This window comes from Methylosinus trichosporium OB3b (assembly GCF_002752655.1).
Classification (GTDB): Bacteria; Pseudomonadota; Alphaproteobacteria; order Rhizobiales; family Beijerinckiaceae; genus Methylosinus; species Methylosinus trichosporium.
In genome coordinates this window covers 2,257,678-2,271,938 of the sequence record NZ_CP023737.1, presented here as the reverse complement: position 1 = coordinate 2,271,938, position 14,261 = coordinate 2,257,678, and the positions used below count along the sequence as shown (strand labels likewise).

General features: G+C 64.9%; 14 protein-coding genes. 7 read left to right on the top strand and 7 right to left on the bottom strand.

Annotated features, from left to right (window positions below; genetic code table 11):
* Positions 1-62 precede the first annotated feature (62 nt).
* Positions 63-2,339, top strand: coding sequence for an NADP-dependent malic enzyme (locus CQW49_RS10940; protein WP_024749773.1), 2,277 nt, complete (start codon positions 63-65; stop codon positions 2,337-2,339).
* Between the two features lie 111 nt (positions 2,340-2,450).
* Here the strand turns inward: CQW49_RS10940 and CQW49_RS24555 are convergent, their stop codons facing one another.
* Positions 2,451-2,951 carry a hypothetical protein gene (locus CQW49_RS24555; RefSeq protein WP_003609881.1) on the bottom strand — a complete coding sequence of 167 codons (501 nt, stop codon included), beginning with the start codon at positions 2,949-2,951 and terminating at the stop codon, positions 2,451-2,453.
* A gap of 273 nt (positions 2,952-3,224) precedes the next feature.
* Between CQW49_RS24555 and CQW49_RS10935 the strand changes: the two genes are divergently transcribed.
* Both CQW49_RS10935 and CQW49_RS10930 read left to right on the top strand, forming a co-directional pair.
* Positions 3,225-3,476, top strand: a complete 252-nt coding sequence (locus CQW49_RS10935) for an AbrB/MazE/SpoVT family DNA-binding domain-containing protein (protein WP_003609882.1) — start codon at positions 3,225-3,227, stop codon at positions 3,474-3,476.
* Positions 3,473-3,871 carry a type II toxin-antitoxin system VapC family toxin gene (locus CQW49_RS10930; protein WP_003609883.1) on the top strand — a complete coding sequence of 133 codons (399 nt, stop codon included), beginning with the start codon at positions 3,473-3,475 and terminating at the stop codon, positions 3,869-3,871. Before CQW49_RS10935 ends, CQW49_RS10930 begins: the two co-directional genes overlap by 4 nt.
* Positions 3,872-3,922: 51 nt before the next feature.
* Here the strand turns inward: CQW49_RS10930 and CQW49_RS10925 are convergent, their stop codons facing one another.
* Positions 3,923-4,144 (bottom strand): hypothetical protein, encoded by a 222-nt coding sequence (locus tag CQW49_RS10925; protein ID WP_003609884.1) that lies wholly within the window; start codon positions 4,142-4,144, stop codon positions 3,923-3,925.
* A gap of 190 nt (positions 4,145-4,334) precedes the next feature.
* Between CQW49_RS10925 and CQW49_RS10920 the strand changes: the two genes are divergently transcribed.
* Both CQW49_RS10920 and CQW49_RS10915 read left to right on the top strand, forming a co-directional pair.
* The gene (locus tag CQW49_RS10920; RefSeq protein ID WP_003609885.1) at positions 4,335-5,960 is read left to right on the top strand and encodes an inorganic phosphate transporter; all 1,626 of its coding nucleotides are present in this window, start codon (positions 4,335-4,337) and stop codon (positions 5,958-5,960) included.
* A 205-nt stretch (positions 5,961-6,165) separates the two neighbouring features.
* Positions 6,166-6,438: a hypothetical protein gene (locus CQW49_RS10915; protein ID WP_003609886.1), complete on the top strand. Its 273-nt coding sequence runs from the start codon at positions 6,166-6,168 to the stop codon at positions 6,436-6,438.
* Between the two features lie 70 nt (positions 6,439-6,508).
* Here the strand turns inward: CQW49_RS10915 and CQW49_RS10910 are convergent, their stop codons facing one another.
* Together CQW49_RS10910 and can are read right to left on the bottom strand one after the other, a co-directional pair.
* A complete protein-coding gene (locus CQW49_RS10910) occupies positions 6,509-8,122 on the bottom strand; it encodes a SulP family inorganic anion transporter (RefSeq protein ID WP_003609887.1) in 1,614 nt (537 codons plus the stop codon).
* 40 nt (positions 8,123-8,162) lie between these two features.
* Entirely contained in the window at positions 8,163-8,807 is a 645-nt protein-coding gene (gene can, locus CQW49_RS10905) for a carbonate dehydratase (RefSeq protein ID WP_003609888.1), read from the bottom strand.
* A gap of 311 nt (positions 8,808-9,118) precedes the next feature.
* On the opposite strand from can, the gene nikR reads away from it, so the two are divergent.
* Positions 9,119-9,580, top strand: coding sequence for a nickel-responsive transcriptional regulator NikR (gene nikR / locus CQW49_RS10900; RefSeq protein WP_003609889.1), 462 nt, complete (start codon positions 9,119-9,121; stop codon positions 9,578-9,580).
* Between the two features lie 112 nt (positions 9,581-9,692).
* Entirely contained in the window at positions 9,693-11,954 is a 2,262-nt protein-coding gene (locus CQW49_RS10895) for a TonB-dependent receptor (RefSeq protein ID WP_003609890.1), read from the top strand.
* A gap of 115 nt (positions 11,955-12,069) precedes the next feature.
* On the opposite strand, the gene CQW49_RS24550 is transcribed toward CQW49_RS10895, so the two are convergent.
* The 3 genes from CQW49_RS24550 to CQW49_RS10890 are packed head-to-tail and all read right to left on the bottom strand — an operon-like array spanning position 12,070 to position 13,791.
* Positions 12,070-12,231, bottom strand: a complete 162-nt coding sequence (locus CQW49_RS24550; protein WP_003609891.1) for a hypothetical protein — start codon at positions 12,229-12,231, stop codon at positions 12,070-12,072.
* A gap of 5 nt (positions 12,232-12,236) precedes the next feature.
* Complete coding sequence (locus tag CQW49_RS25120; RefSeq protein WP_003609894.1) at positions 12,237-12,404, bottom strand: hypothetical protein; 168 nt, start codon at positions 12,402-12,404, stop codon at positions 12,237-12,239.
* A gap of 55 nt (positions 12,405-12,459) precedes the next feature.
* Positions 12,460-13,791 carry an Nramp family divalent metal transporter gene (locus tag CQW49_RS10890; protein ID WP_003609896.1) on the bottom strand — a complete coding sequence of 444 codons (1,332 nt, stop codon included), beginning with the start codon at positions 13,789-13,791 and terminating at the stop codon, positions 12,460-12,462.
* Positions 13,792-14,261 lie beyond the last annotated feature (470 nt).

Genomic DNA, 14,261 nt, shown 5'->3' with positions numbered 1-14,261 from the left:
ATATTCTCGTCGCAAAGCTGTGGCCGAGTGCGGGCGATGAGATGATGCGGAAAGGGGAGAGAATGGCGGAGAAGCCGCGCATGGACCGTCCGACCTTCACCGACAAGGAGGCGCTGCTCTATCATTCGCGCGGCCGGCCTGGAAAGATCGCCGTCGTCCCGACCAAGCCGATGTCGACGCAGCGCGATCTCTCGCTCGCCTATTCGCCCGGCGTCGCCGCGCCGGTGCTGGCGATCGCCGAGAACCCGTCGCTCGCCTATGACTATACCGCCAAGGGCAATCTCGTCGCCGTCATCACCAATGGCACGGCGATTCTCGGCCTCGGCAATCTCGGCGCGCTCGCGGCGAAGCCCGTGATGGAGGGCAAGGCGACTTTGTTCAAGCGCTTCGCCGATATCGATTCGATCGATCTCGAGATCGACGCGCAGGATGTCGAGCAGTTCATCGCCGCGGTGCGCTATCTCGGCCCCTCCTTCGGCGGCATAAACCTCGAGGACATCAAGGCGCCGGAGTGCTTCATCATCGAGGAGCGCCTGCGCGAATTGATGGACATTCCGGTCTTCCACGACGACCAGCACGGCACCGCGATCATCTCCGCCGCCGGCCTCATCAACGCGCTGCATCTCACCGGCCGCGACATCGCCGATACGAAGCTCGTCTGCAACGGCGCCGGCGCCGCGGGCATCGCCTGCCTCGATCTCGTCAAGGCGCTGGGCTTCGCGCCGCAGAATGTCGTGCTCTGCGACACCAAGGGCGTCGTCTATCGCGGCCGCGTCGAAGGCATGAATCAATGGAAGAGCGCGCATGCGGTCGACACGAGCGCGCGCACGCTCGCCGAGGCGCTGGAGGGCGCCGACATTTTCTTCGGCCTGTCGGTGAAAGGCGCGCTGACGCCGGACATGATGACGACGATGGCGGCGAATCCGATCGTCTTCGCCTTGGCCAATCCCGATCCGGAGATCACGCCGGAGGACGCGCTCGCCGCGCGGCCCGACGCCATCGTCGCCACCGGGCGCTCCGACTATTCGAATCAGATCAATAATGTCCTGGGCTTCCCTTACATCTTCCGCGGCGCGCTCGACGTGCGCGCCAAGACGATCAACATGGAGATGAAGATCGCCGCGGTCCATGCGCTCGCCGAGCTCGCGCGCGAGGATGTGCCGGACGAGGTCGCCAACGCCTATCAGGGCGCGCGGCCGCGTTTCGGCCGCGATTATCTCATCCCCGCGCCTTTCGATCCGCGTCTCGTCTCGGTCGTGCCGCCGGCGGTGGCGCGCGCGGCGATGGACTCGGGCGTGGCGCAACGGCCGATCGTCGACATGAACGCTTATCGCGCCGAGCTGACGGCGCGGCGCGATCCGGTCGCCGCGCTGATGCATACGATCTACGATCGCGTGCGGCGCGATCCCAAGCGCGTCGTCTTCGCCGAGGGCGAGGAGGAGCAGGTCATTCGCGCCGCGCTCTCCTTCGTCGCGCAGGGGCTCGGCCGCGCGATACTGGTCGGCCGCGAGGAGAGGGTGGCGCAGACGGCGCGGAGCGCCGGTCTCGAGCTCGGCGAGATGATCGAGGTGCATAACGCGCGGCTTTCCTCGCGCAATGGCGTCTATGCGCAATTTCTGTTCGAGCGCCTGCAGCGCAAGGGATTCCTGTTCCGCGACTGCCAAAGGCTCATCAACAACGACCGCAATCATTTCGCCGCGGCGATGGTGGCGCAGGGCGACGCCGACGCGATGGTGACCGGCGTCACGCGCAATTTCTCCACCGCGCTCGAGGATGTGCGCCATGTCGTCGATCAGAAGCCGGGACATCGGCTGATCGGCGCGTCGCTGGTGCTGGCGCGCGGCCGCATCGTCGTCGTCGCCGACACGGCGATCACCGAAATGCCGGAGGCGGGCGAGCTCGCTGACATTGCTATCGAGGCGGCGGGGCTGGCGCGGCGCATCGGCCTCGAGCCGCGCGTCGCTCTTCTCGCCTTCTCGACCTTCGGCTATCCGCCGGGCGAGCGCACCGCGCGCGTGCATGAAGCCGTGCGCGTGCTCGATTCGCGCCGCGTCGATTTCGAATATGAGGGCGAGATGGGAGCGGACATCGCGCTCAATCGGCAAGCGATGGCCGCCTATCCTTTCGCGCGCCTCTCCGACACGGCTAATGTGCTGGTGATGCCGGCGTTCCATTCGGCGGCGATCTCGACGAAGATGGTGCAGGAGCTGGGCGGCGCCACGGTGCTCGGGCCGCTGGTGGTCGGGCTCGACAAGGCGATTCAGATCGTCCAGCTCGGCGCCACCGACGCCGAGATCGTGAACATGGCGGCGCTGGCGGCCTTCGGCGTCGGGGGGTAGAAGCGCGACGACGCTGCTTTTTTCGGCGCGGCCGAAGCGATGCTCCGGCCGCTCTGCTCGGTCATGGGTCGAGGTCATTGCGACGCGACCCATGGCGATTGTCCACGAAGCTCAGCGCCAGTACCGCCCGTCGTGGCGCCGGGGATAGACGCGTCCGCGGTTATAGGGGTAGCCGTAACCACTGCGGTGCTCCCAGCGACCGCGGCCCGGCCTGTAACCGCCGTAGCCGCTGCGGTGCTCCCAGCGGCCGGCGCTGCCGTAGATGGGGCCGCGCGGACCGCGACCGCCACCATATGACGGGCCGCCTCCGGGCCATTTCCCGCCGGACCCGGCCTGCTTGCCCGGCCAGCCCCCGCCGGACTGCCCGCTCTGCTTGCCCGGCCAATTCCCGCCAGACTTTCCGCCCTGGTCGTTCGATCCTTGCGTGCCGGTCTTTTCGGTCTTGCCCGATCCGGGCCATGCGCCGCCACCGGCTTTCGAAGAGCCGGGGACGTTCTTGCCCGGCGCCGGAACCGTGCCGGTCCCGCCGTAGCCATCGCCCCAGCCATAAGCCCCGACCGGGAAAGCCAGGGCCGCGGCCAATGCTGCGACCAGAGAGAGCTTCTGCTTCATCGACAACTCTCCTACATCCGAGGATTCCCCGAACTCTGCGTGAATTCCGAGGCGCTCGGCTCATCTAGGCCAGCTCTCGCGCAGGGCAATGCGCGCCCTCGGCGCTGCTAAAGCCTGCAAAACGTTTATTTTCTCGGAGCGCGCCATTTGTCGACGCCCGCGATTCGGCATCCTGCTCGCGCCGACGGCGTCGCGTCGGGCGCGGTTTTTTGGCCTTGATGGTAAGGTAATACTGCCTTACCTTGCTTGTCTTGAAAACCAGAGAGGCGCGCTATGACGACGCTCACGGTCACGAGCAAAGGGCAGGTCACTTTGCGCAAGGAGCTGCTCGAGCATTTGGGTGTAGAGCCTGGCGAGAAGATCCTCGTGGACAAGCTTCCCGATGGTCGGATCGAAGTGCGAGCGATCCGGCCGACCGGCAGAATTTCGGACATCTTCGATTTCCTGAAACGCGAGAACGGACCATCGCTATCCATCGAAGAGATGAACGAGATCATCGAGCAAGGCTGGGCCGGCAAGAGATGAAGGCGACGGCGGACACCAATGTGCTCATCCGCGCGATCACGGGTGATGACGCGAAACAAAGCAAGCACGCCAAAGATGCGCTGGCCGGCGCCGATGTCATCGCTCTGACGTCGCCCACTCTGTGCGAACTCGTCTGGGTTCTGGCGAGGGGCTACAGGGTCCCGTCCTCCGATATCTGCGAAGCCATCCGCCGTCTCATGAACACGGCGAATGTCGCGATGAATCGACCTGCGGTGGAGATGGGTCTCGCTGTTCTCGAAGCCGGCGGCGATTTCGCCGATGGAGTGATCGCCCATGAAGGACGCCGCCTCGGTGGCGAGGTCTTTCTCTCCTTCGACAAGAAAGCGACCGAGCTGCTGGAAGCGAGAGGCGCTCGCGTGCGTCTGCTGTCATAATGGGGTCGAGCTCTCGGGCGAAACGCCTCGCGTCGCCATCGTCGCCCGACGTCACATATGCGCTGCGACGGCGAGCGAGGTGAGCGCCGAGGCCGGCGCGTCCTCGCCGAAGAGGTCGACCGCGGCGTCGCGCGCGTTCTCGGCGCTGTCGAACACCCGCCCCTCGAGCGCGCGAAAGGATCGCTTGGCCGCATAGAAGCGATAGCCGTCGTCCTCGCGCGTCACCAATCCGACCGGCTCCACTCCGAGCTCGAGGATATAGGCGTCGGACATGGAGTCCTCCTGTTCTCGTTCTCGCCGCGCGGGCGATTTCTTTTCAAACCTTGTGCGAAGCGATGGTCCGCCGCTTCGCTCATGTCGTCAAATGAAATGATTTTCATAAACGGGACGTTCGCCCCGATGTCACGCGCGTGTCGCCTGTCGCTGGTTTGTGAGCGTGTTCTTCGTTCTCAGGAGTTTCTCCATGACCTCCCTGGCAAGCAGCGTCGATCTCGCCGAAGATCGCGAGGGGCATGATCCCAAGCCGAAGCTGGATCATCCGCTCGATATTCGCGCGCTTCTCGTCTTCCTCGCGGTGATCGCGCTCGGCCTCGCCTTCACCGCCTGGAGCATTTATCAGGACCTTCTCGAATCCGGCGCGCCGGTGACGACCTTTCTGCCTTTCGTGCTGCTCGGCGTCGCGCTCTTCATCGCGCTCGGCTTCGAGTTCGTGAACGGCTTCCACGACACCGCCAATGCGGTGGCGACCGTGATCTACACCCACTCCATGCCGGCGCCGGTCGCCGTCGTCTGGTCGGGCTTCTTCAATTTCCTCGGCGTGCTGTTCTCGACCGGCGCGGTCGCTTTCGGCATCGTGTCGCTGCTGCCGGTGGAGCTGATCCTGCAGGTCGGCTCGCAGGCGGGCTTCGCCATGGTGTTCGCTCTGCTCATCGCGGCGATCATGTGGAATCTCGGCACCTGGTGGCTCGGCCTGCCGGCCTCCTCCTCGCACACGCTGATCGGCTCGATCATCGGCGTCGGCATCGCCAACGCGCTCATGCGCGGCCGCGATGGAACCTCCGGCGTCGATTGGGGCAAGGCCATCGATATCGGCTATGCGCTGCTGCTGTCGCCGGTGGTCGGCTTCGTCTCCGCGGCGCTGCTGCTGCTCGCGCTGAAATTTACGGTGCGCAAGCCGGAGCTGTATCAGGAGCCCAAGGGTCAGGCGGCGCCGCCCTGGTGGATTCGCGGTCTGCTGGTGCTCACCTGCACCGGCGTCTCCTTCGCTCATGGCTCCAACGATGGTCAGAAGGGCATGGGCCTCATCATGCTGATCCTGATCGGCACGGTGCCCACTTCCTACGCCCTCAACCGCGCGCTGCCGCCGAGTCATATGGCGGCCTTCTCCAAGGCGTCGCACGAGGCCTCCGAGGTCGTCGAGACGAAGGCGGCTGGTTATAATGTGCTCGGCGATCCGCGCCCGGCGGTGACCAATTATGTCGCGCAGCATCAGTTGAACGAAGGAACCTATCCGTCGCTCGCCGTGCTGATCCGCGACATCGCGAATCAGATCGAGACCTATGGCTCGATCTCGAAGATTCCCTTCGCCGCCGTCGGCAACACCCGCAACGACATCTACCTCGCCTCCGAGGCGCTGCGCTTCCTCGCCAAGGACAAGGCGGCGGAACTCTCCGACGCCGACAAGAAAGTGCTGAAGGAGTATAAGGATCAGATCGATCAGGCGACGAAGTTCATTCCGCTGTGGGTGAAGATCGCCGTCGCCATCGCGCTCGGCCTCGGCACCATGATCGGCTGGAGGCGCATCGTCGTCACCGTCGGCGAGAAGATCGGCAAGCAGCATCTCACCTATGGTCAGGGCGCTTCGGCCGAGCTCGTCGCCATGGGCACGATCGCCGCCGCCGACATGTACGGAATGCCGGTGTCGACCACCCATGTGCTGTCCTCCGGCGTCGCCGGAACCATGGCGGCCAATGGGGCCGGCGTGCAGATGGCGACGATCCAGAAGCTGCTGATGGCCTGGGTGCTGACGCTGCCGGCCGCGATCACGCTGTCGGCGTCGCTCTACTTCCTGCTGCGCCAGGTCATGTAAGGCCGGGGGCGGCTCTCCGCCGCTCCCCATTTCCGGTCTTTCTCGTTGGTGGCGCTGCCGGTTCGGCGGGGCAAAATCGGCGTTCGCTCCTGTCGAAGGAGCATCGATTCTTGTCGGAGGCTCGGCCGATTATGAAAGTCGGCGTCTCGCAGTCGCGAAATGGCGCATTTGGGTCTATTGTCCCGCCCACGGAAGGAGGCTGCCCATGAGCGCCAAAGAGCCCATTGAAGAAGACATCACGCAAACGACGGCCAGCTTCGCCCTGTACAGCGCCTACAGATTGATCGTCGTCGTCGCATTGGCGGGAATTCCGCTGGACGAGAGCCGGTTGCGGGACCTCGAGACCGAGGCGCTCATCGACGCAGCCGAGGTCATGGAGGACATGCGACCCAAAGCCAGCCGGGAGGCGATCTCCAGCGGCTTGTCGGTGGCCCGGGAGTTGTTCGAGAAATATCGAAGCTGGCGCAACAGCGCCTGATCTTTTCCGGCGAGGCGGCGGGCCGCCGCCTCACGGCTCATTCTTGCGAAGTCCGTCGACCTTCGCGGGCTCAATGCGAGATGGAAAAGCTCTCGTCGCCGCTCCCGTGCGACGACGCTTGCGCCGCCGTTCCGCCGCCATTGAGCGACAAGCCACGTACATTCTTCAGCTCGACGGTGATTCCCGAATCGGCCGCGGCCTTGATGAAGTCCTGCAGCGTTTCCAGAATATCCTGATCGATGAAGGACGCTTTGGCGCCGTCGACGATCAGATAGCCATTTTCCTCGACGCGCGCGAGATAGCCGCGCAGCAGCGCCTTATTGAGAAAGGATACATCCTTCTGCAGTCGCAGCAGATAATTATTGCCGTCGCGCGTGAGGGTGATGGCCTCATGATAATTGGCGCGCAGCACGAAGAACAGGCCGACCGCCATGCCGATCGCCATGCCGAGCAGCAGATCGGTAGCCAGGATCGCCACCACGGTGACGACGAAGGGCGCGAACTGATCGAAGCCTTTCTCATAGACGCTCTTGAACAGAGTGGGCTTGGCCAGCTTATAGCCGGTCAAGAGCAAGATGGAGGCGAGGCAGGCGAGCGGGATGAGATTGAGCACGGAGGCCAGGAACATCGCGCTCATGAGCAGCAGAACGCCATGCACGAAGCTCGACACCTTGGTGTGGGCGCCGGCGTCGATATTGGCCGAAGCGCGGACGATGACGGCGGTCATCGGGAGGCCGCCCAGCATTCCGCTGACGATATTGCCGACGCCCTGCGCCTTCAGCTCCTGATTGGTCGACGCCGTGCGCTTCAGCGGATCGAGCTTGTCGATCGCTTCTAGGCTGAGCAGCGTCTCGAGGCTGGCGATCAGCGCCAGAGTGGCTGCCGTCACATAGGTCGACGGATTGGCGAGCGCGCCGAAATCGGGAAAGGTGAGCTTTCGTCCGAACTCGATCGGTCCGAAGATCGCCGGCAGATTCACGATATGCTGAGAGGCGATCGCCAGCGACGGCGTCAGATGCGAGGCGATGAAATTATAGGCGACGCCGAAGGTCACGGCCACGAGCGGGCCGGGCAGCAGCGCGAGGCGCTTGCGGCTCTTGACGATCTGCGACTCCCACAAGATCATGATCGCGAGCGAGCCCAGGCTGACGAGGACGGCGCCGGGGGAAACGGCGCCGAGCGCGTCCATGATGCTCTGCAGCGACATGCTGCTGTCGGTCTCCACGAAGGAGAGATCGCTCTCGGCCTCCGCGTCATAGCCGACGGCGTGCGGCAGCTGCTTCATGATGAGGATGAGGCCGATGGCCGCCAGCATGCCCTTGATGACCGCCGAGGGGAAGAAGGCGCCGATGACGCCGGCCTTCAGATAGCCCATGGCGAGCTGAAGCACGCCCGCCAGCACCACGGCGACGAGCAGTTGCTCGAGCCCGCCGAGCTTCTCGATCGCCGCCGCGACGATGACCGTGAGACCCGCCGCCGGCCCGGAGACGGCGAGCTGAGAACCGCTCAGGATCGAGACGACGACCCCTCCGACAATTCCCGAGACGACGCCCGCCATGGGCGGGGCGCCGGAGGCGAGAGCAATGCCCAGGCAGAGCGGCACGGCGACCAGAAACACGACGAGGCCGGCGGGAATGTCATGGTCGAGGTAGCGGAGATAATAGCCGAAATGTTTCTGCAGCACGCGCGTCTCTCCTAAAAGTCGATCAGCTGGCGCGATCAGGTCACGTCTGCGCGTCGTCCTGCTGATAGATGACGTCGATCTCGCTGCCGGGCGGCAAAACGATCAGCTGCTTGAGGACGCCGTCGTGCAGCGCATAGACCCAGCCATGCAGCGTCGGGCGCTGATCATGCTTCCAGGCGTTCTGGATGATGGACATGTGAGAAAGGTTGCGGACCTGCTCGATGACGTTCAGCTCGACCAGCCGGTCGGCCTTTTGCTTCTCGGTCGGCTGGGATTCGATCTCCTCGCGATGCAGCCGATACACGTCCTTGATGTGCATCAGCCATTTGTTGACGAGGGTGAGCTCGGGCTTCTGCCGTTCGAGCGCGGCGCGCACGCCGCCGCAATTGTAATGTCCGCAGACGATGACATGGCCGACCTTCAGCACATCGACGGCGTATTGGATGACGCTGAGGCAGTTGAAATCGGTGGCGATCACCTGATTGGCGATATTGCGATGCGCGAAGATCACGCCGGGCTCGGCGTTGATGATGATGTCGGCGGGAACGCGGCTGTCGGAGCAGCCGATCCAGAGAAACTCAGGTCTCTGATCCGCTGCGAGCCGCTCGAAGTAATCTGGCTCCTTCAGCTTTTTTTCTTGCGCCCACGCTTTATTCTCCAGCAGGAGCTTTTCATATGGTTGCATCGAACCCGCGTTCCCGTTGATCCCGCGCCGTAACGGGAGCCGCTCGAAGATATGGTGAGCGCGTGACGACGCGGCGACATGCGTCGATCGACACTTCGCGCCGCTCGCCCCGGCGCGCCTGCATTCGACTTCGCTTCGGCGCGCGGCGCAATCAACCTAGTCACGGCCTAGATTATCCGCAAGAGTCCAAGATCGCATTTTCCAAGGGGGCCAGAGCTTTCCCCCGGCGCTGGCTCCTGCCGTCAAAAGCGTGATTGCCGCCGCATTGTCACTCAGCTAGAACAAAGGCATAATGCAAATGGAGCGCGGCCGTGCAACGGGTCACCCTGACCATAGACGACGATCTGATGGCGTGCCTCGATCGCTACATGGAGGCCAGTGGACATCAGAACCGCTCGGAGGCCGTGCGCGACCTCGTGCGCGCCGGACTGCTCGAGCGGCCCCGGTCCGAGGACGGCGACCGCCCCTGCATCGGCGCGCTCGTCTATCTCTACGACCATGACACGCGGCAATTGTCGAAACGGCTGACGAGCGATCATCACAGCCACGCCGACCTCTCCATCGCCACGCTGCATGTGCATGTCGACGCCGAAACCTGCCTCGAGGTGTCGCTGCTGCGCGGCGCCAAATCCGAGGTCGAGCATTTCGCCAGCCATGTGATCGGCGAGCGCGGCGTGCGCTACGGCCAGCTGGTCGTCGCTCCGGCCGAGGCGCATGCTCCCGCGGCGGGCCATGGCGCGCAGGTTCACAGCCACGGCCACAGCCACGACTGACCCGGATCGCTGTTGCCGATATGCAACAACTGCGGCTATTTCTTACGTGGCCTTGACGTCACGCCCGATCGTATGATGAAAATATAAAAAAATCATACGTCGGGGGGACGCAATGAGCGTTGGGCTTCGTTCAGGCATTTCGGCGCTGGCCATGACGGCCGCGCTGCTCGGAGGCTCGGCCGTCGCGCAAGAGGCCCTGCCGGATATCGATATCGCGGCGGCGACGCCGGCCGCCGCCGCGGCGCGCGCGAAAATCGAACAGAAGCAGCCGGTGAGGATCGAGGCCGCCAGCGAGACCGTCTTCAGCGGCCAGGCCGTCAACGCCGTTCCTTTCGCCCGCCCGGGCGAGGCGCTCGAGATCGTGCCCGGCCTCTCGGTCACGCAGCACAGCGGCGAGGGCAAGGCCAATCAATATTTTCTGCGCGGCTTCCAGCTCGATCACGGCACCGATTTCTCGCTCACCTTGGACGGAATGCCGATCAACATGCGCACCCATGGCCATGGCCAGGGCTACGCCGACGCCAATTTCCTGATCCCAGAGCTTCTCTCCTCGGTCGTCGGGCGCAAGGGCCCTTATTACGCCGACAAAGGCGACTTCTCCTCGGCCGGCGCCGTCGACATGCAATATATCGACAAGCTCGATTCCGGCTTGTTCCGGGCGACGGGCGGCAGCTTCGCCTATGGCCGGCTGCTCGGGATCAAATCCTATGACGTTCATGGCGGCAGCCTGCTGACGGCGATCGAATCGAGCGTCTATGACGGCCCCTGGACGCGGCCCGATGAGACGCGCAAGATCAACGGCGTGATGCGTTGGTCGCACGGCACGCAGGAGGACGGCGTGTCGATCACCGGCATGGCCTACGCCAATCGCTGGTATTCGACCGATCAGATTCCCGAGCGCGCCGTCTATAGCGGCCAGCTTCCCCTCTGGGGCAATGTCGATCGCACCGACGGCGGCGACGCGAGCCGCTTCAGCCTGTCGGCGCGCTGGAGTCAGGTCGACGGCGCCCATTCCTCGCGCGTCGAAGCCTACGCCATCCGCTCGACGCTCGATCTTTATAATAATTTCACCTATTTCCTGTCCAACCCCGATCTCGGCGACCAGTTCCGCCAATTCGACCGGCGCACCGTGCTCGGCGTCAACGCCCAGCACGCCTATAAATACGAGCTCGCCGGCCTGCCGGTCGAATCGCGCATCGGCCTGCAGAGCCGCTACGACAATATTCGTCTCGGCCTCCAGGACACCTACCATCGCACGCCCTACGACACGGTCTCCAATAATCAGGTCGCGGAGGGCAATGTCAGCCTGTGGACCGATACGACCGTCCATTTCGCTCCCTGGCTGCGCGCCACCGGCGGCGTGCGCTTCGACTATTTCGCCGCCAGCGTCGGCAGCCTCCAAGATGCGCTCTCCGCGCCCAAGGACGAGTTCGGCAATCCGATCTTGACGGGGCCCGCGAACAGCGGCTCCTCGAGCGGGACCATGGGCAGCCCCAAATTCGGCCTCGTCCTCGGGCCGTTCGAGCGGACGGAGTTCTACCTCAACTTCGGCGAAGGCTACCATTCGACCGACGCGCGCGGCACCGTCACGCATCTCGCTCCTTCGGACGGGTCGGCGGCGTCGCCCATCCCTCTGCTCGTCAAGCAGCGCGGCGCCGAGGTCGGCGCGAAGACCTCGCGATTCGTCGACGGACTCGAAACCTCGGTCGCTCTCTGGTGGCTGGACAATGATTCGGAAAATCAGTTCGAAGGCGATTCTGGCAGCACGATCTATGGTCGTCCGAGCCGACGCTACGGCATCGAGATCATCAATCACTACGCGCCCGCGTCCTGGTTGCGAGCCGAAGGCAGCGTGTCGCTCTCGCATGCGCGTTATCGCGGCTATGACAGCGAGACGGCGGCCAACTACGCCGCTCTCGTCGCTTCCGGCGCCGCCGGCTATGGGGCTCTGATCGGCAATGCGCCGGGCAATTACCTCGACAATGCGCCCAATATCATCGCCATGGGTCAAGTCGAGGTCGGCGAGGCGTTGGGCCCCTTCGCGGCGCTGCGCTATCGCTACCTCGGCGAGCGTCCTCTGACCGAGGACGGTCAGATCAAATCGCCGGCGACCGGCACGCTGAACCTGCGTGTCGGCTATCGCTTCGACAATGGCTACAGCATTCAGGCGGACGCTTTCAACATCACCAATTCCCGCTCGGACATGATCACTTACGGTTATGGCTCACTGCTGCCGACGGATAAGCTCTACGGCCTCTGCAAGGCGGGCCTCGTGTCGAGCAATGTCTGCGCGGTCGGCGTGATGGACCGGCACTTCAAGCCCATGGAGCCTCCGGCCGTGCGCGTGACGATCAGCGGCCCGCTGCCATTCTGACGGAACAGGGCGGCATTGCGAGGAGCGAAGCGGCGAAGCAATCCAGAACCCGCCCGCCGCTCTGGATTGGCTTCGCGTTGCTCGCAATGACGCCCCAGCGTCCGTTTCAGCCCCGTCAATCGGCTGAATTCACGCCGCCGGTCGTGAAAGCGCCGGCCGCCTTGGGCGGCGTGACGACTTCCGCTCGGGTCCAGTCGATCGGCTCCAGCTCCGCCCAGTCGGGATCGGAGGCGACAGCAGCGTCGATCTCTTCGTCGGTCATGTCGGGAATGGCCACTGGCCTCACTCCTCGGCATCCGTCGAGAGAACCACCTCGTCCGGCAGGCCCGCCATCGGGCTCTTCTCGAGATCGATGCGCGCGAGACGGGCGAAGCCGCCGTCGCCTTCGAGCACGATCACGGCTTCGGCCGGCATGTCTTTGAGAGCTTCGATCAGCTGCGCGACTGTCATCGGATCGCCTTCGTCATAGGATCATCCGCCGCGACATGCGAAGCGGGCGCCAAGCTCAATTCCCCGAGAACGCGTCCAGCAGCAGCTTGCCGTTGAGCGCGATGATGGCCACGGCGATGACGGCGGCGACGGCAGTGGTGGCGCGTGGCGCGGTCAGCTCGCCCATCATGCGCCGCGAGGCGGTGAACCAGACGAGCGGCGCGACCGCGAAAGGAAGGGTGAGGCTCAGCACCACCTGGCTCAGCACCAGCAGCCGCGCCGTCGCGGCTTCGCCGGCGATGAGCGTGACGGCGACGGCCGGCAGGATGGCGATGAGCCGGGTGACCAGCCGGCGCAGGGCCGGCCGCATGCGGATATGGACGAAGCCCTCCATCACGATCTGGCCGGCGAGGGTCGCCGTCACCGTGGAGTTGAGCCCGCAGGCGATCAGCGCCACGGCGAACAGCTTCGCCGCGATCGGCGCGCCGAGCAGCGGCGCGATCAGCCGATAGGCCTCGCCGAGCTCGGCGACCTCGGTATGGCCGGTGGCGTGGAAGGCTGCCGCCGCCAGCACCAGGATCGAGCCGTTGATGACGAGCGCGATCATCAGAGCGAGGGTGCTGTCGAGCACGGCGAAATCGATCGCCTCGCGCTTCTCGTCCAGCGAGGCGCCGACGGCGCGCGTCTGCACGATATAAGAGTGCAGAAAGAGATTATGCGGCATCACCGTCGCGCCGAGAATGCCGAGGCCGATATAGAGCATCTCCGGATTTTCGAAGAAGGCTCGGCTCGGGACGAGCCCTTCCGCGATCGCCGCCAGGCTGGGCTCGGCGAGCGCCAGCTGCGCGCCGAAGGAGAGGGCGATGACGCCGAGCATCGCCACGACGAACAGCTCGATCTTGCGAAAACCGGCGCGCTCGAAGGCGAGCACGAGGAAGGTGTCGAGCAGCGTCACCACAACGCCGGCGGCGAGCGGCAGGCCGAACAGCAATTGCAGGCCGATCGCCGTGCCGATCACCTCGGCGAGGTCGGTGGCGAGAATGCCCGCCTCGGCGAGCAGCCACAGCGCGAAATTGGCGTGGCGCGGAAAGCGCGCGCGGCAGGCGGAGGCGAGATCGAGCCCGGCGCCGAGGCCGAGCCGCGCCGTCAGCGATTGCAGCACGATCGCCATCAGGCTCGACAGCACGGCGACGAACAGCAGCGACGTTCCGAATTTCGAGCCGCCGGCGAGCGCCGTCGCCCAATTGCCCGGATCCATATAGCCGGTGGCGACGAGATAGCCGGGGCCGAAGAAAATGAACAGCCGGCGCAGTCCGGCGGTGTCGCGCGGCACGCTCACGGATCGGCGCATGTCGCCTCTGGTCGCGGCGAATGCTCCGTCGAGGTGGGGAGTGGCGGCGGACTGCATCGACTGTTCGGCTCCGTCGGACGCTCGGCGAATGGCGGCGGGCCGGCGGGCGCCTGCGCCGACTCGGGTGCGAAATATAGGTCGACCGCGTCGTCAGCGCCAGCAGCTCGAGCGCGCCGCGCGCCGTAGAGCCGTCGGCCGAACGCGGCCGGCGCCGGAAGGCGCAGCGCTTAGCCGCGCGCGCAGCAATCCGGACGAAAACATCCGGCGCCGCCACGAAATTTGTGACCTTGTTGCAACACTCGCCGAGATAAGTTTTCGCGCGCGGCGATAACGGCGCGACGCCCCTTTTCAGCCATAAACGCTGCGCTAATCTCGGCGCCGTCACAAGGTCATCGAGGACGCGTAGACGACTTCCGGAGCGCTCGACGCATCGGAGGACAGGCGCGCTCGTTTCGATGGCCGTCGCATCCTTTGGGAGGCGACGCCCTGAAAATGCGTTCGAGTGCGTCGTCTGCGGGCGGCTGCCG